This window comes from Sphingomonas sp. Leaf37 (assembly GCF_920939475.1).
In the GTDB taxonomy this organism is placed as follows: domain Bacteria; phylum Pseudomonadota; class Alphaproteobacteria; order Sphingomonadales; family Sphingomonadaceae; genus Sphingomonas.
The window spans coordinates 367,004-383,351 of record NZ_CAKLAX010000002.1 but is presented as its reverse complement, the minus strand read 5'-3'; the positions used below and the strand labels follow the sequence as shown (position 1 = coordinate 383,351).

At 65.1% G+C, this 16,348-nt stretch carries 16 protein-coding genes; 5 read left to right on the top strand and 11 right to left on the bottom strand.

Annotated elements, in window-relative coordinates; all coding sequences use genetic code 11:
- The first annotated feature begins 75 nt into the window (after nt 1-75).
- The gene (locus tag LRA87_RS07130; protein ID WP_230630529.1) at nt 76-1,128 is read left to right on the top strand and encodes a LacI family DNA-binding transcriptional regulator; all 1,053 of its coding nucleotides are present in this window, start codon (nt 76-78) and stop codon (nt 1,126-1,128) included.
- An 84-nt stretch (nt 1,129-1,212) separates the two neighbouring features.
- Here LRA87_RS07130 and LRA87_RS07125 read toward each other — a convergent pair whose 3' ends face one another.
- From LRA87_RS07125 to LRA87_RS07115, 3 genes are all read right to left on the bottom strand, one after another.
- Nucleotides 1,213-2,715: a tryptophan halogenase family protein gene (locus LRA87_RS07125; protein WP_230630528.1), complete on the bottom strand. Its 1,503-nt coding sequence runs from the start codon at nt 2,713-2,715 to the stop codon at nt 1,213-1,215.
- A 77-nt stretch (nt 2,716-2,792) separates the two neighbouring features.
- On the bottom strand, nt 2,793-5,732 hold the full coding sequence (locus tag LRA87_RS07120; RefSeq protein WP_230630526.1) for a TonB-dependent receptor: 2,940 nt from the start codon (nt 5,730-5,732) through the stop codon (nt 2,793-2,795).
- Nucleotides 5,733-5,899: 167 nt separating this feature from the next.
- Nucleotides 5,900-6,571: a DUF6445 family protein gene (locus LRA87_RS07115; RefSeq protein ID WP_230630524.1), complete on the bottom strand. Its 672-nt coding sequence runs from the start codon at nt 6,569-6,571 to the stop codon at nt 5,900-5,902.
- A gap of 118 nt (nt 6,572-6,689) precedes the next feature.
- On the opposite strand from LRA87_RS07115, the gene LRA87_RS07110 reads away from it, so the two are divergent.
- Entirely contained in the window at nt 6,690-7,037 is a 348-nt protein-coding gene (locus tag LRA87_RS07110) for a hypothetical protein (RefSeq protein WP_230630522.1), read from the top strand.
- A 188-nt stretch (nt 7,038-7,225) separates the two neighbouring features.
- Here the strand turns inward: LRA87_RS07110 and LRA87_RS07105 are convergent, their stop codons facing one another.
- Nucleotides 7,226-9,811 carry a M1 family metallopeptidase gene (locus tag LRA87_RS07105; RefSeq protein WP_230630520.1) on the bottom strand — a complete coding sequence of 862 codons (2,586 nt, stop codon included), beginning with the start codon at nt 9,809-9,811 and terminating at the stop codon, nt 7,226-7,228.
- A gap of 153 nt (nt 9,812-9,964) precedes the next feature.
- On the opposite strand from LRA87_RS07105, the gene LRA87_RS07100 reads away from it, so the two are divergent.
- Complete coding sequence (locus LRA87_RS07100) at nt 9,965-10,921, top strand: NAD(P)H-dependent flavin oxidoreductase (RefSeq protein ID WP_230630518.1); 957 nt, start codon at nt 9,965-9,967, stop codon at nt 10,919-10,921.
- A gap of 23 nt (nt 10,922-10,944) precedes the next feature.
- Here LRA87_RS07100 and LRA87_RS07095 read toward each other — a convergent pair whose 3' ends face one another.
- Both LRA87_RS07095 and LRA87_RS07090 read right to left on the bottom strand, forming a co-directional pair.
- Entirely contained in the window at nt 10,945-11,403 is a 459-nt protein-coding gene (locus tag LRA87_RS07095; RefSeq protein WP_230630516.1) for a DUF1465 family protein, read from the bottom strand.
- Between the two features lie 88 nt (nt 11,404-11,491).
- Complete coding sequence (locus tag LRA87_RS07090) at nt 11,492-11,689, bottom strand: YdcH family protein (protein ID WP_230630514.1); 198 nt, start codon at nt 11,687-11,689, stop codon at nt 11,492-11,494.
- A 169-nt stretch (nt 11,690-11,858) separates the two neighbouring features.
- Here LRA87_RS07090 and LRA87_RS07085 point away from each other — a divergent pair, with 169 nt between their 5' ends.
- On the top strand, nt 11,859-12,014 hold the full coding sequence (locus tag LRA87_RS07085; RefSeq protein WP_230630513.1) for a DUF465 domain-containing protein: 156 nt from the start codon (nt 11,859-11,861) through the stop codon (nt 12,012-12,014).
- A 40-nt stretch (nt 12,015-12,054) separates the two neighbouring features.
- Here the strand turns inward: LRA87_RS07085 and LRA87_RS07080 are convergent, their stop codons facing one another.
- The 5 genes from LRA87_RS07080 to LRA87_RS07065 form a co-directional block, all read right to left on the bottom strand.
- Nucleotides 12,055-12,390 (bottom strand): PilZ domain-containing protein, encoded by a 336-nt coding sequence (locus LRA87_RS07080; RefSeq protein WP_230630511.1) that lies wholly within the window; start codon nt 12,388-12,390, stop codon nt 12,055-12,057.
- A gap of 144 nt (nt 12,391-12,534) precedes the next feature.
- Nucleotides 12,535-12,999 (bottom strand): RNA polymerase-binding protein DksA, encoded by a 465-nt coding sequence (gene dksA, locus LRA87_RS07075; RefSeq protein ID WP_230630509.1) that lies wholly within the window; start codon nt 12,997-12,999, stop codon nt 12,535-12,537.
- A gap of 551 nt (nt 13,000-13,550) precedes the next feature.
- Complete coding sequence (locus LRA87_RS07070) at nt 13,551-14,138, bottom strand: hypothetical protein (RefSeq protein WP_230630507.1); 588 nt, start codon at nt 14,136-14,138, stop codon at nt 13,551-13,553.
- 90 nt (nt 14,139-14,228) lie between these two features.
- Entirely contained in the window at nt 14,229-14,351 is a 123-nt protein-coding gene (locus tag LRA87_RS18360; RefSeq protein WP_268934837.1) for a hypothetical protein, read from the bottom strand.
- Nucleotides 14,352-14,451: 100 nt separating this feature from the next.
- The gene (locus tag LRA87_RS07065; RefSeq protein ID WP_230630505.1) at nt 14,452-14,961 is read right to left on the bottom strand and encodes a host attachment family protein; all 510 of its coding nucleotides are present in this window, start codon (nt 14,959-14,961) and stop codon (nt 14,452-14,454) included.
- Between the two features lie 104 nt (nt 14,962-15,065).
- On the opposite strand from LRA87_RS07065, the gene serS reads away from it, so the two are divergent.
- A complete protein-coding gene (serS, locus tag LRA87_RS07060; protein ID WP_230630503.1) occupies nt 15,066-16,346 on the top strand; it encodes a serine--tRNA ligase in 1,281 nt (426 codons plus the stop codon).
- Nucleotides 16,347-16,348: the final 2 nt, after the last annotated feature.

Sequence of the window (16,348 nt, the reverse complement as noted above, 5' to 3'; positions counted from 1 at the left end):
AAGCAAAGGGCATACGTATTCAGGTCGCCGTCAACGGCGCTTTCGCGATGCCCGCGACTGCTGTAAGCTCACGGCATGGCCGTGAAGACTAGAGGCCGGGGCGCGCCGGGGAGTGGCGACAAACCGACATCGTTCGATATCGCCGCCCTCGCGGGCGTCTCGCAACCCACCGTCAGCCGTGCGCTCCGCGGCGACCGCACCGTGAGCGGCGCCACCCGCATGCGGATCGAGGCGATCGCGCGGCAACTGAACTACAAGGTCGACAAGAACGCATCCTCGCTGCGCCGCGGGCAGAGCATGACGCTGGCGCTGCTGTTCTTCGAGGACCCGCTGGACGACGGCAGCTTCATCAACCCGTTCTTCCTGTCGATGCTAGGGTCGATCCTGCGCACATGCGCGGCGCGGGGGTACGACCTGCTGACCTCGTTCCAGCAATTGTCGGCCAATTGGCACATGGATTTCGAGGATAGCCGCAAGGCGGACGGGATCATCCTGCTCGGCTATGGCGACTACGAACTTTACAAGGCGCGGCTGGAGGCGTTGGTCGCGCAGGGGACGCATTTCGTGCGCTGGGGTTCGGTCGACAGCCACAATATCGGCGTGACGATCGGCTGCGACAACGTCGCCGGCGGGCGCATGGCGGGCGAGCATCTGATCGCGCGCGGCGCCAGGCGGGTCGGCTTCATCGGCGATGCCGACGATCATTATCCCGAATTCCGCGACCGCTATCGCGGGTTGTGTGCGGCGTTGCGTGAGGCAGGGCTGGCGGTGAATCCGGGGCTGCACGCCGATGCGCTGTCGGTCGAGCAGTCGGGCTATGATGCGACGAAGCGGCTGCTGGCGCGGGAATTACCGTTCGACGCGCTGTTCGCGGCGTCGGACCTGATCGCGCTCGGCGCGGTGCGGGCGTTGTCGGAGGCGGGCCTGCGCGTGCCGGAGGATGTGGCGATCGTCGGGTTCGACGACATCCCCGCCGCCGCGACGACGCAGCCGCCGTTGACGACGGTGGCGCAGGATTACCGCAAGGCGGGCGAGGTGCTGGTCGACACGCTGCTGCGGCGGATCGCCGAGGAACTGACGGATACCGCGCTGCTGCAACCGCGGTTGATCGTGCGCGGGTCGAGCTAGCGCGGTCCATCCGGCCCTCTCTATCCGTCATCCCGGCGTTTGCCGGGATGACGGCGGGAGGTGGGGTGCAAGCAGACCTCGATCTCAGCGTTTCGCCGCGTAATGCTGCGCAATATAGTCGCCGTGCATCGGCATCGCATTGGCCTCTCGCCGGTACAATAATTCCAGAGTTTCCAAATACTCCGCCAGATCCTCTGCCCCGATCTGATCGGCCAGCGGGTGGTGCGCCCGCGCCTCCACCCCCTGACCCGCCAGCACCTGGAGCCAGCCGTCCTCGGTGAACAGTTCCTCATGCTCGCGCGTGATCGTGCCGGCCTGTTGCCACAGCGCGATCTTGGCCTGGAGCGTATCGGGCAGCGCCATCGATCGGCACACCTGCCAGAAGGGTTCGGACCGGCCGTTCGCCCAATAATGCAGGATCAGGAAATCGCGGATGCGTTCGATCTCGAAATCGGTCTGGCGATTGTATTCGGCGCGCACCGCATCCGCGATCGGCAACGCCGGAAGCAGCTTGACCAGCCGCGCGATGGCCGACTGGATCAGGTGGATGCTGGTCGATTCCAGCGGTTCGAGGAAGCCGCTCGCCAGCCCCATCGCGACGACGTTGCGGTTCCACGCCAGCTTTCGCCGGCCGGTGGTGAAGCGCAGGTGGCGCGGGTCCGCCTGCGGCTCGCCCTCGATATTGGCGAGCAACGTCGCCGTCGCCGCATCCTGATCGATGAAGGCGCTGCAATAGACGTGGCCGTTGCCGGTGCGATGCTGCAACGGGATGCGCCATTGCCAGCCGGCTTCGCGGGCGATGGCACGGGTGTAAGGCAAAGGTGAGCCGACATTGGCGCTCGGCACCGCAACCGCGCGGTCGCAGGGTAGCCAGCGGGTCCAGTCCTCGTACCCCGTCTCGAGTGCGCCCTCGATCAGCAGGCCGCGGAAGCCGGTGCAGTCGAGGAACAGGTCGCCCGCGATCCGCTCGCCCGATGCGAGGACCAGCGCCGCCACATCGCCGCTTTCGCCGTCGCGCTCGACCTCCGCGATCCTGCCCTCCGTTCTCTCGACGCCACGGTTGACCGCGAACCGACGGAGGTAGGCGGCGTAGAGACCTGCGTCGAAATGGAAGGCGTAGGGCATCGCCGGGATCGTCGCCGCGGTCAGCGGTCCGCCGCGATGCATGCGCCCGGCGCGGCCCGCGACCTCGTTCAGGGCGTAGGCCACGAGCGGCTTTGCGATCCCCAGCTTGCTGGCGCGGAGCCAGTAATGCTGGAACGCGATCAACCCGACGTCGCGGCCCACGTCGCCGAATGCATGCATGTAGCTGTGGCCGGGTTCCCGCCAGCCGTCGAAGCTGATGCCCAGCTTGAACGTGCCGCCGGTCGCGCGGAGGAACGCGTCTTCGTCGAGGCCGAGCGCTTGATTGAACAGGCGGATCTGCGGGATCGTCGCCTCCCCCACGCCGACTGTGCCGATCTCCTCCGATTCGACCAGTCGGATACGGTAGCCCTGCTCAAGGAACCGTCCGAACGTCGCGGCAGCCATCCACCCCGCGGTGCCGCCGCCGGCGATGACGATCGTAGTGATGGGCCGGTCGGACATGGCACCCTCTCATAACAAGAAAAAGGGCTGCCGTCCTGCGACGACAGCCCTGAGGTGGTTCGGGGGAGGAACCTCGGTTAGAACTTGTAGGTGACGCCGACGTAATAATCGCGGCCATAGCGCTGGTAGTCGATTACCTGCCGCGGATCGGCGTTCTGATAGGTGATGAACGGCCGGTCGGTCAGGTTCTTGGCCTGCGCCAGGATCGAGAAGCCCCGAAGGAACCCTTCCTGGAATTCATAGCCGATCTGCGCATCCAGAATGCCTTCCGCCTTGGCCGTCCGGTACGTCGGATTTGCGGAAAGACCGGCGACCTCCGCCAGGAACGACGAGCGGTAGCGGTAGTTGGCGCGCGCCTGGAAGCCCCATTTCTCGAAATAGACGGTGCCGCTGGCGGTGTATTTCGACAGGCCGGGCAAGGTGATGGCGGTCGCCGCATTGGCGTATTTGATCGTCGACTGCGTGTAATTGCCGCTGACGAAGGCGCCGAAGCCGTCGAGCGTGCTGGTGATCGCCTTGAACGGCAGCGACAGCGTCGCCTCGACACCCAGCACGTCGCCACGCCCCGTATTAGCCGGCGCGCTGACCGTGCCGATCGTCTGTCCCGACGCGGTCACCTGCGCCTGCTGCGCTGGCGTCAATGCCCCGAGCAGACCGCTGAAGTCGAACGGCAGCGTATTGTTGGGATCGACGAAGTCGGTCAGGTCCTTGAAATAGCCCGACAGCGCGACGTATCCGCCAGCGTCGAAATACTTTTCGAACGACAGATCGATGTTGGTCGACTGGTACGGCCGTAGTGCGACGTTGCCGCCGGTGGATGAGAAGACCGGGAACTGGCCGATCGGCGTCTGGCCGATATTGCCGATGTTCACAGCCACGTCTTGCGTCACCCGCTCCTGATCGAGGCGCGGGCGGACCATGGTTTGCGATGCACCCATTTTAACGAAGCCGTTGTCGATGAGCTCGACCGAGAAGGTCGCCGACGGCAGCACGTTGGTGTACTTCTCCGTCTGGTCAGCGGGCGCGATCGTCACGACCGTACCGACGAGGCTGGCGATCTGGCCGACGGAGCGCTGTTCGGATCGGACGACCTGAACGCCGATCGCGCCCTTGACCGCCTTGCCGCCCAGCTCGCCGTCGATGTTGAGCTTGGCGTAGCCCGTATAGACGTCCTCGATCACTCGATTGTCGCGGACCAGCGCGGACGGGCGCCCGTCGAATGCCGCCGTCAGCGAATTGTTGTACACATACAGCGGGTCGTAGGTCAGCATCGCCGGAATGCCGAGGTAATCGAGCGGAATGTTGGTGCCGAGCAGCGCCTCGCTCGGCACGTTGCCGGTACGCGGCGTGCCGCTCGCGACGGTGCAGCCGGTGCCGGTGCCGCGCGGGCAGAGGAAGTAGGAGGTGTAGGCGCTGGTCTTCTTGCGCTTGCTATAATTCGCGCCGACTTCCCAGCTCTTGAGCAGGCTATTCTCGAACTCGCCGTTCAGGCTGGCGCGGAGCGACTTCAGGTCGTCCTTGAAGCTCGGCTGGTTGAGGAAGCCCGACTGGACGACCTGCTGCGTGCCGTTGTTGCCCCAGCCCTGCGGGTCGGTGAGCTTGAAGATGTTGGTGTTGGTGTAATCCAGCGTCGGCGCGATCGAATAGGTGCCGTTGCCGTTCTGCGTGATCCGCACGGTATCGGCGACGCCACTCTTGCCAAAGCCGGTGCCGGTGTTGGTTTCCAGCAGGAAGTCGGTGCGCTTGGCGCGCGACCAGCTGGCGTCGACGTTGAAGTGGATCGTATCGGTCAGCTTGAAATCGTTGTTCCAGCCGAGCGACAGGTTCTTCGCCGAACGCTTGTTATAATCGTTGCGCTGTACCGCGAAGACGTTGTTGAACGTAGCGCCTGTCACGAAGCCGTCCTGCGACGTCAGGTTCGACGCGGTCGTTCCGTTGTCGGTCGCATTCGTCGGATCGTCGAGCTGACCGGCGAGCGGGAATTCGATGCCGCGCAGGCGCTGTTCCTCGGTGAAATCCGAATAGAGAGCGTCGAACGTCGAATGGAAGCTGTCCGAGGGCGCCCATTCGATCGTGCCGACCGCGCCGTAACGCTTCAGTTCGTTCGACTGGACGTAAGGCTTGGCGCCGTTGAGGATGTACGGGCTGGTGGCGGTGCCGGTGCCGTTATAGCCCCAGGCGTTGTAGCGTTCGTTCTGCGACGGCGTCTGCGTGCCGGATACGCCGATGGCGATGCCAAGCGTGTCGTTGGCGAACTTGTCGACATAGGTCGCCGAGGCGCGATAGCCGTAGCGCGATGAATCCGGGTTGAGATTGTCGATGCCGTTCATCTGACCGCGCGCGTTGATCGCGAAAATGCGGCCCGACTGTTCCAGCGGACGCAACATGCGCAGGTCGACGGTGCCGGAAATGCCCGCAGCAATCAGCGAGGCATCGGCGGACTTGTAGACGTTGACGTTGCGAAAGAATTCCGACGGGTACTGATCGTATTCCACGCCGCGGTTGTCGCCGACGGTCACCTGCTCGCGACCATTGAGCAGCGTGGTCGAGAAATCGGGGCCGAGGCCGCGGATCGACAGGCGCTGGTCACGCCCTTCCAGACGCTGTGCGGTGACACCCGGCAGACGGGCGAGCGAATCTGCGATCGAGACGTCGGGCAGCTTGCCGACATCCTCGGCCGAGACGCTGTCGACGATCAGCGTCGAGTTACGCTTGATCTTGGCCGAGTTGGCGAGCGAAGCACGGATGCCGGTCACGACGATATCCGCATCGCCGGCGGCGGCATCGTCGACCGTCTGCGCCTGAGCGGTATCCTGGTTCGGCGTCGGCTCGGCGGCGGGGGCTGGCGACTGCACGGTCGCGGCGGCGGGCGGGTTGGCGGTCGGCGACTGCGGGTTCGGCGCTTCCTGCGCGAACGCCGCGCCACCGGTTACCAGCAGGATGCTGCCGATCGCGACGGAGCTGGAGCGCAGCGCGATCCGCGCGCGCTTCGAAAAACGGGAATCGATGTGGGACATGAGAAATCCTCCCCCTGCGTGGCGCCATGCCCCCGTTCGCTACCATCGCGGACGATCGGCTGACTGTCTGGCGGGCTATTGAACCCGGTGGGGAAGCACGTGAAGTCGACCACATACGTATTCAGGGGGCATCCGAGGGACCGTGCTTTTTCTGCAACAGAGCCTGCCTAAAACGTTCCGTTCAGGAAGGTATTCACTGTCAGGCGTCCCGTCTCCGGATCGGGATCGAGCGCCATCTTCTCCGGCAGTTGCGCACAGTGCAGCGTGTTGGAGCGATACAGAATCGCGCGGTTGAACCGACCGGCGTACGATGCGACCTGTTCGAACACCGGCGTGTCACCGGCGATGTATCGAGCATCGGGTATGCCATGACGCTGCAAATCCATCTCCAGCGCCGTTCGATAGGACGCCAGCCGATCGGGCCGGATCGATTCGTAGCCGGTGCTGCGATGCCGGTAGAAAGCGGTACCGCTGCCCTCATCGGGTGACAGATAATGGAGCAACGCGAGACGCGTCGGCGACACCTCGTCGAAATGCGGCAGCCGCTGGATCGGGGTCAGTGCGGCAGGCGGCGTGGTGACGATGGAATAGAAAGCATCGACCACCTCAAGCCCCGCCATCCCGAACACCTCGGCCGCGACCGGCTCCAACCGCGCGAGCAGGTCTCGCAACATCGCCGGTGCCACGATCGCACGAATACCCGGATAGTGCGGACCGATCGGTGCAAACGACAGGAAAGCTGCGTCATCGCGAAAACGATCCGCATCGGCGAAGCCGTCGATCACCACTACGGGTTGCGCCTCGATGCCATGCCGCTCGATGGAAACCTGCCAGTTCATGCATTCGCCTGTGCCACCGGTTCTGCGCGAAGATCAACCGGAACGCAGGCGGCGCGCTTGTCGTTCACCCGTTCGGCCGCCTATGTCTGAAACGGCACGATCAGCGGGGATACATACGATGCGCATGAAAGCGGTGATGGGATTTGGTCTGGTCGCAATGCTGGCAGGATGCGGATCACCCCCTGCGGAGCAACCCGCCGCCAACACCGCCGCCGCGCCGAAAGAAACGGGCTATATCGCCAAGGTGCTGGCGCTGCCGCCGCGCCAGCTGAACGGCGTTCTCTATCGCGCGATCGACGACGCCAAGCGTCCATGCCAGGGCATTGCCGAAGCGACCCGTCAGGCGGATCGTCAGGGCAAGCCGGTGTGGGCGGTGCGCTGCCTCGACAACAGTGCCTGGCTGATCGCGCTGGGCGACGACGGCATGGCCGACGTCACGGGCATTCCGGGTCAGGCCGGCGGCTGAGCGGGTCACGATCCTGCCGGCCCCACCCCGGTTTGAACAGGTTCAGCGCCGGTATTCGTTCCGCATCGCATGATCAGCTGACAATAGGACGGGGTTAGATGCACGCCGGTCCGAGTCGACGGCCTTGAACGCGGTCCGGCCCGCATCTCCTCGCGAAACCGCTCCCCGGCCGTAACCGGGGAGCCACCTCACTTCCCTTTGGCGACCCAGGCCTGCACCGCCGGACGCAGGCGGTCCGCCGCCGCCTTGCGCACGGCGATACCCGACACGACCCGCTTAGCCGGGCTGCGTGAGGTTTCCGGCAGCGTCTGGGCGAACGCAGTGATCTTGCCCGGCATGGCGGGATCGTTCGATCCACCGCCCAGGCTCACGATGAAGCTCGAACGGCTGCTTTCCTCGAGGAAACTCTCGACCAGCGGGCGATTGGCGACCGCCCAGTCGAACGCCATGTCGGGATGGCTGCCCGACACCGCACGCAGCAGCGCCGCCTTTTGCGGGGCGGTGAAGGTGTCCGTCTTCAACAGCTCCAGCGCCCGCGTCGCCAGCGTATCGTCCTTCGCCGCACCCAGCAGCGAGACGAAGCGGTTCTTGGCGACCGGGTTCGTCTCCGCCTTGGTCAGCGCCAGCAGCTGCTCCCAGTCCGCAGCGGTGGCGTTGATCGCGTAGGTGGACAGGATTGGCTGGCGGATCGCGGGCGGGATCGCGGTCGGGTTGCCAGCAAGCTGCCCGACATAGGTGCGCGCCTGCCGCATCACCTCGGGATCGCCATTCGCGCCGAGCCGTCCGACGAGGCTTTCGCGAAGGTTGCCGACCAGCGGGGATTCACCCGGCGTGGCGGCGAACCCGATGCGCTGGAGCACCGGCGCGAGGATGGCGACCGACTTCGCACGCAGCGGATCGGCGAGGGGCGTTCCCTCGTACAGCCCGCCGAGGCCACCCAGGCGCCCGGCAACCAGCGACCATTCGAGCGGATCGGCCGCGACGCCGACCTGCCCCATCGCGGAGAAGAAGCGCGACAGGTCCTGATAACCACCGGCTGCCAGAGCGTAGTCGTCGGCCAGCGTTCCCAGCCGGTCCGCCAGCGGCAGCTTCGTATAGTCGCGGACCAGCGCGTCATGCGTCGGCTGGTCGTACATGACGCGGGTATAGCTACCCTTGCCCTTGTTGAGCAGCAGCGTGCCGCAGCCCTTGACCGACACATTGGTCGCCGGACCAGTGACGATCGTCCGCGTCTCGCCGCCACCCAGCGTGCTGACGACCAGCGGCACCTGCCACGTCTGCGGCGTCTTCGATGTGGCATCCAGCCCGAACCGCCCCTGCGCCAGCGTCGCCGTCGTGGTGCCGCCGGCGCAGCGCGCGTTCGACAGCGTCACCAGTGGCACCCCGCCCTGCAACGTATAGCCATGCGCGATCTCCGCCACCGGTTGTCCGGCGGCAGCGGACAGTTCCGCCCACAGGTTTTCGGTGACCGTGTTACCGTATTTGTACTTCGCCATGTAGCTGCGGATGCCTTTGCGGAACGTATCCGGCCCCAGCGTCGATTCGAGCATGCCGATCACGGCCTGCCCCTTCGAATAGGTGATGCCGTCGAACGCCTCGCCGATCTGGTCGACGGTCTCGATCTTGCGGATGATCGGATGCGTCGCGGCCGTCGCGTCGATGCCCATCGCGGCCTCGCGATCGCTCGATACCGCCGCAGCTTCCGCCTTCCACGCCGGATTGAGGTCGTTCGCCGCCTTGTTCTCCATCCACGACGCGAAGCCTTCGTTCAGCCAAAGGTCGTCCCACCATTGCATGGTGACGAGATCGCCGAACCATTGGTGCGCCATTTCATGCGCGACGACGGTGAAGATACGCTGACGCCCGCTCTCGGTCGCGCGCTGCGGATCGAACAGCAATTCGGGCTCGAAGTAGAAGATCGCACCCCAATTCTCCATCGCGCCAAAGAACTGGCTGGAACCGGGGCCGGCGATCATGTCGAGCTTGGGCAGCGGATAGGGCTGGCCGAAATAATCGTTATAATAGGGCAGCATCCGCTTCGCCTGTTCCAGCGCGTAATCGCCCTGCCCCGACACGCCGCGGCGGGTGACGACGCCGATCTCGACGTTTCCGGCCATCACGGTCTTGCGCTCCAGATCGCCCATGCCGAGGTACAGGAGATAGCTCGACATCACCGGCGTCTCGGCGAAACTGTAAAGCTGCGTCCCGTTCGCCTGCTTCGCCACATTGGTGACGGGCATGTTCGAGATCGCGAGCTGGCCGGCGGGCGCGACCGCCTTCAGCCGGAACTTCGCCTTGAACGCCGGCTCGTCCCACATCGGCGCGAACCGGCGCGCATCGGGAGCCTCAAACTGGGTCGCGAGCATCCGCGCCTTCGACCCGTCCTGATTGGTGTAATCGATCGCGAACAGCCCGGCGGCGGACTGGCCGATCTTGCCGCTCCAGCTGAAGCCGACGGTGTGGCGACCCACGCTCGCCGCGGTCGGGAGCGTCAGCGTCAGCTGCTGCTTGTCCTTGTCCAGCGCATAGCGGACCGGCTTGCCGTCAAAGGTCGCGGCCGACAGCGCCAGATCGGCGGCGTTGAGCGTGATCGTGGTGGTCGCGTCCTTGACGTCGATCTGCACCGTCTCGGTGCCGGTGAAGGTCATCGCCTGCGCATCCGGCGTCACCGAGATGTCGTAGACAACGGGAACGACGTTGGTCGGCAGGCTGCCCGCGGCGAGTGCCGGGGTGGATACGGTGAGCGCAAGAGCGGTGGCGAAGGCAAGCTTCATGAGGAACGCGACTCCGGATTGGGTGTATGATTTCGCCCATACGCCTTTGTTTGACCACGGCAAGATGCCGGTGGCTGCAAAACCATCCCGTGGCTTGCTGGACAGCCCGATCGGTTTCGGTAAACAACCGATCCCGAGAGGATGCCGACGCTTATGACACCCACCATCTTTGACCGCCTGCGCCTGCCCGTGATCGGTTCGCCGCTGTTCATCATCTCCGGTCCGGAACTGGTGATCGCGCAATGCAAGGCCGGGATCGTCGGCTCGTTCCCCGCGCTCAACGCGCGGCCCCAGGCGCTGCTCGACGAATGGCTCCACCGGATCACCGAGGAACTGGCCGCGCACAACCGCGATCATCCGGACGCACCCGCCGCGCCGTTCGCGGTCAACCAGATCGTCCACAAATCGAACGACCGGCTGGAGGCCGACCTCGAAACCTGCGCCAAATGGCAGGTGCCGATCGTCATCACCTCGCTGGGCGCGCGCGAGGATCTGAACACCGCAGTTCATGGCTGGGGCGGGATCACATTGCACGACGTCATCGACGATCGCTTCGCCCGCAAGGCGGTGGAGAAGGGCGCCGACGGCCTGATCGCGGTGGCGGCGGGCGCCGGTGGCCATGCCGGCAAGCTGTCGCCGTTCGCCATCATCCAGGAAATCCGCCAATGGTTCGACGGGCCGCTCGCGCTATCCGGCTCGATCGCAACCGGCGGCGCGGTGCTGGCGGCGCAGGCGATGGGCGCCGATTTCGCCTATATCGGCTCACCCTTCATCGCGACCGCCGAGGCGAATGCGGCTCCCGAATACAAGGAGTCGATCGTCGCCAGCCGGGCAGCGGACATCGTCTATTCCAACCTGTTCACCGGCGTACACGGCAACTACCTGCGCAGCTCGATCGCCGCATCGGGTCTCGACCCCGACAATCTGCCCGAGGGCGATCTCAAGACGATGGATTTCGGCGGCGGCAACGGATCGAAAGCCAAGGCATGGCGCGACATCTGGGGATCGGGTCAGGGCATCGGTGTCGTCGATCGCGTCGAGAGCGTCGCGGACCGTGTCGCACGTCTATCGAGCGAATATGCTGCGGCGAAGGCGCGGCTGGCGGGCTAACTCGCCCGGGTGCGGCTGACGGGTCAGAACGCCAGCGCCAACCGGTTGTGCAGCTGATGCACCGGGCTGTGATCTGGCTGCGTCTCCTGCGCGGCATCGAGCATTCCGACACGTCGATGGAGGTTCGCGCTCGCCTCCACCAGCGCGCGTGCACGCTGCGGCAGTGCGCCGACCAGATCGGCATCGAATTGCGGCGCGCCGCCCAGTCGTCGCGCCGCATCCAGCGCATCGCGCGGCTTCAATTCACCGGCGTCGACTGCGCGCTGGGTCAGGAGCCACGCGATGACGTGCATCAGGCGTGTCGTGACCTTCAGCGATTCGCAGGAAAACCCTACCCGGATCAGCGGGTCGAGCGCCTCGCGTTCGGCACGGCCGGCCTCGTCGAAATATGAACGCGCCTCGTCCGCAAGCAGCATGGCCTCCGTATAGAGGGCGTCGATCAGTCGACGATGGATGCGGGATTCATTGCTGCGACCGGTCATGTCGCCTTGGTGACACAGCATGCCGTCGCTGCACAGCGACACGTGAACGTCAGGTGTACCAAAATAGCGCCGTTACGGCCGCTCGGCGTCAGGCGATGATGTCCGGGATCAGTTGATCTTCGCAATTGGCGATCTCGTCGCGCAGCCGCAGCTTGCGCTTCTTCAGCCGCGCGATCTGCAACTGGTCAGGCACGCCGGTGAGTGCCAGCGCGTCGATCGCCGCGTCGAGGTCGCGATGCTCGATCCGCAGCAGGTCGAGCCGGGCGATGATCTGCGCTTCGTCCATCCAAAACCCCCTGGCAACTGGCGCCTCCCTAGCCGAGCGGAGCCGCCGCACCAAGTCGTCGCGCGCATCCACTCGACTAATCGCGTTCACCAAATTTGGGTGAGGACTTTTAAGCCTGCCGATGGTTTACTCGGTTCCCCACCACCCGTGCATCAGGAGGTACACCGAAATGCAGACGACGCATCAGCAGGCCCTGGAGACCAAGCATGCGGCACTCGACCGCCGCATCGCAGACGAAACTCATCGCCCGATGCCCAACTCCGCGATCATTGCCGACCTGAAACGGAAGAAGCTGAAACTGAAGGAAGAGCTCAGCGGGCTCTAGCCGTCGCTTCGCCCCTCCCTTCGCGGAGGGGCTTTTCGTATCAGCGCTTGCCCGTCACCGGCTTGCGCGCACGCTTCGGGTCGATCGGTCGATCGAGTGCGATACCGATGCGACCTTCGGTGCACCAGGCGACCTTGCCCTCTACCTCGCCGATACCGCGCAGATCGAGGCTGACCGGGGTGCCGGTATCCTTCACGTTGGTACAATCGACCATCAGGCCGCCTTCGGACAGATTACGGACCCGCACCTCGCGCACCGTCGTCTCTCCGTTGAAACGAAGCTGCGCCATTAGGAACAGGCTGTCACGCGAACGGCTGCGCTGCGACCCGCCGGCGTCATCGGCCTTGGAAGACGGGTCGTAGGAGAAGCTGTCCATGTTCGAAACGTACCTTGCTGTTCGAGCCGTCGGAGTCCGGGCGACGGGGTGCCGAGCCGATAGCCTATCCTGCGCGTAACGGCGAAGAATAGCCAAACCCTTAACCACGCCGCATGGAAACCGTGCCGCCCGGATTATCGCAGCTCAATCCTCTCGCGAGATCTTTTCGTTGCGCTCGTGACGTTCCTGCGCCTCCAGCGTCATCGTGGCGATCGGGCGCGCCTCCAGCCGGCCGAGGCTGATCGGTTCACCGGTCACCTCGCAATAGCCGTATTCGCCCTCATCAATGCGCCGGATCGCCGCTTCGATCTTGGACACCAGCTTCCGCTGCCGATCGCGGGTACGTAACTCGATAGACCAGTCGGTTTCGCTCGACGCCCGGTCGGTCAGGTCCGACTCACGCAGGGAATCGAGTTGCAGCTGGTTTAGCGTACCGGCCGCGTCCTGCAGGATCGCGTCCTTCCACTTCAGCAATTTGTCACGGAAATACGCCTGCTGTCGCAGGCTCATGAACGGTTCGTCGGCACTGGGCCGATATCCATCATCGGCATCATTGGCCGGTAACGGACTGGAATTCATATCGTGTACGCGACTGACTTGCGTTGCCATACCACTCTCCCTCCGGCCCCATGTTGACCTCGGGGCCGCCCCCAAATGGTGAAGGCGCCTATAATCGTGCGCGAACAGAACCACAAGCGACTGGAGTTGCCGAATCGTGCCCAGTCACGAACGTTTATTGCGAATTGCGGCTTTCGCGCATCACCTGATACAGGGTTTCAGAGGGTCGCGATGGTAAACAGGGCAGTCAGCTTCTGTTCCACTCTGGCACGTTAACGGCGATGGCGTCCGACCGGGACCAAGAAAAGCGACTCATTGGGCCAAGATCATGATTAACGAACTTGCGCTTAATCGTTTGTTTTGCACTTGGTAGCATAGCGGCAATGCTCTGCTGCGACCGGGATTCTGGGGCAGTCGCGCCAGCAACGAGAAAGAGACGTTATGTCCGTACGGATGGCTTTGGCTAAATTGTGCGCTTGCGCATGTGGGGGAGCGTTGATCGGTGGTGGCGCTGTGCACGTCGCAGAGCGCCCGAACCGTCCGGCCTACGTCAAGCACGCCAAGAAGCGCGTCGTCGCCCGCCGTCAGGTCGCAGCGGTCCGTCACGGCGGCACCCGCCGGCGAATCGTGACGACCACGACCACCGCCTGCGCACCCGCAGTCGTGACGGTGGCGAGCCAGGCCGCACCCGTTCCGGTACCCCTGCCCGCATCCGAAGGCTTCATCAGCGGCGGTGGCGGCGGCGTGCCGGTGGTCGTCGGCGGCAGCGGCGGTTTCGGGGGCGGCTTCGGCGGTGGATTCGGGGGCGGCTTCTTCGGCGGTGGTTCGTCGGGATCGAGCGGCAGCATCGTCATCTCGTCCACGTCCAGCGGCGGATCGTCATCGACTTCGTCGGGCGGTTCGTCCTCTTCAACGTCGAGCGGCGGCTCGTCCACCTCGACGGGCGGATCATCGACCTCGACGGGGGGATCGTCGACCTCGACCGGCGGCGTGAGCAGCACGTCCTCGACATCGAGCGGCAACGTCAGCAGCACGTCCTCGTCGGGCAACGTCAGCAGCACTTCATCGTCGAGCGGTAACGTATCCTCGTCGTCGAGCGGCAACGTCTCGTCGTCCAGTTCGTCCTCGTCGAGCGGCAACGTGTCGTCCTCGTCGAGCAGCAGCGGTTCGTCGTCCGGTTCCAGCTCCACCTCGTCGAGCAGTTCGTCCTACGGCTCGAGTTCCAAGGGCTGGAGCACCAGCGGCGGCTGGTCGTCTAACGGCGGCTGGACCTCCAGCGGTCACCACGGCTCGTCGGGATCCAATGGCTCGACCGGATCGTCGGGCGGTCCGCCCGCACCGGTTCCTGCGCCGCCGATGGTATTGTTGTTCGGCGCCGCAGCCGCGGCGCTGGTCGCCCGCAAGCGACTGGTGAAACCGCAGGCCGCCTGAACGCCTCGGCCAAGCCAAATATAGGGGCTGCCGGACGATCGTTCGGCAGCCCTTTTTTTTGTTTCGCGACGATCAGGCGGAACGGAGCGCCTGTTCGATATCAGGCACGGAATGACCGGTCAGATCCTTGGCCAGTTCGGCCGTCAACCGCTCGCTGACCGCCTTATGATAGTGCTTCCGCAACTCGCCCAGCGTCTTCGGCGGGGCGACGATGATCAACGATTCGAATTCGTTCGCCAGGGCCCGTCGCTTGAGCATGTCCGCCGTATCCGCGGCAAAGCGATCTTCCTCCTGCTGATGGTAGTCGGTCTCGCCCATCGATCCGCGTGACGGCGCGAACTGCGCGCCGCCGCCGCTTGCATGGTTCGATCCACCCTGCGCCACTGCCGACGCACCGGCGCCACTCTGCGTCGACCGGGCACCGCCCGCAGCGTCGGTCTTCTGGTCGCGATCGGCCGGGTTCACATGCTCCTCGGCGTGCTCGACCTGCAGATTGGGGTATTCGGCATCGCCCTCGTTGCGGAAGAACAAGGCCTTGCGCCCGTCCGCAACCAGCACGAACGCGTTATGGGGGATCTGCATCGTCGCTTACTCCTGGTCGTTGCAATCACGGGTCTCAACGCGGCGGGGCACGAGAGGGTTGCCGGCTTGCGCGCATGCGGACAGCCCGCCATAGCCGTGAGACTATGCACGACATCCGCGCCATCCGGGACGATCCCGCCGCATTCGACGCCGCCCTTGCCCGCCGCGGCGTCGCCCCGCACGCAGCGACCCTGCTGTCGCTTGACGATGCCCGCCGTGCCGCGATCGCCGGGGCGCAAGAGGCGCAGACGCGCCGCAACGACGTGTCCAAGCAGATCGGCCAGGCCAAGGCGCAGAAGGACGAGGCGCGAGCGCAGGCGTTGATGGCGGAGGTCGCCATCTTGAAGGACGCTTTGCCCCGGCTGGTCGCCGACGAAAGCACCGCCGCCGCTGCACTGGACGACCTGCTCGCCGCCCTGCCCAACCTGCCCGCAGCCGATGTCCCGGACGGCGAGGACGAGGAAGGCAACATTGTCGTCCATGAGCGCGGCACGATCCCCGATTTCGCCTTTCCGGTTAAGGAGCATGACGCCATCGGTCCGGCGATCGGGCTGGATTTCGAAACCGGCGTCGCCATCGCCGGCGCGCGATTCACACTCGTACGTGGTCCCGCCGCACGGCTCCAGCGTGCGCTCGGCCAGTTCATGCTCGATGCCCTGACGCAGCATCATGGCTATGAAGAGGTCGCGCCGCCGCTGCTGGTAAAGGACGAGGCGGTGTTCGGCACCGGCCAGTTGCCCAAGTTCGCTGAGGACCTGTTCCGCACCACCGATGGCCGCTGGCTGATCCCAACCGCCGAGGTGTCGCTGACGAACATCGTGCGCGAGGCGATCCTGCCCCCCGGAGAACTACCGCTGCGCTTTGCGGCATTGACCCCCTGCTTTCGGTCCGAGGCCGGGGCGGCCGGTCGCGACACCCGCGGCTACATCCGCCAGCATCAGTTCGACAAGGTCGAGATGGTGTCGATCGTGCCCGAGGACGCATCCGAGGCCGAACACGAGCGGATGACAGCCTGTGCGGAGGGCATGCTCGATGCGCTCCGGTTGCCGTATCGCCGGATGCTGCTGTGTGCGGGCGACATGGGGTTCACCGCGCGCCGCACCTACGATCTGGAGGTGTGGCTGCCCGGCCAGAACACCTATCGGGAGATTTCCAGCTGCTCGACCTGCGGTGATTTCCAGGCCCGTCGGATGAACGCCCGCTATCGGCCTGAGGGCGAGAAGGCGACCCGCTTCGTCCATACGCTGAACGGTTCAGGGCTGGCCGTCGGGCGAACGCTGGTCGCGGTGCTGGAGAATTATCAGCAGCAGGACGGATCGGTCGCAGTGCCCGCCGTGCTGCAACCGTATCTTGGCGGGCTTACCCGGCTCGAACCCCGCGGTTAGGA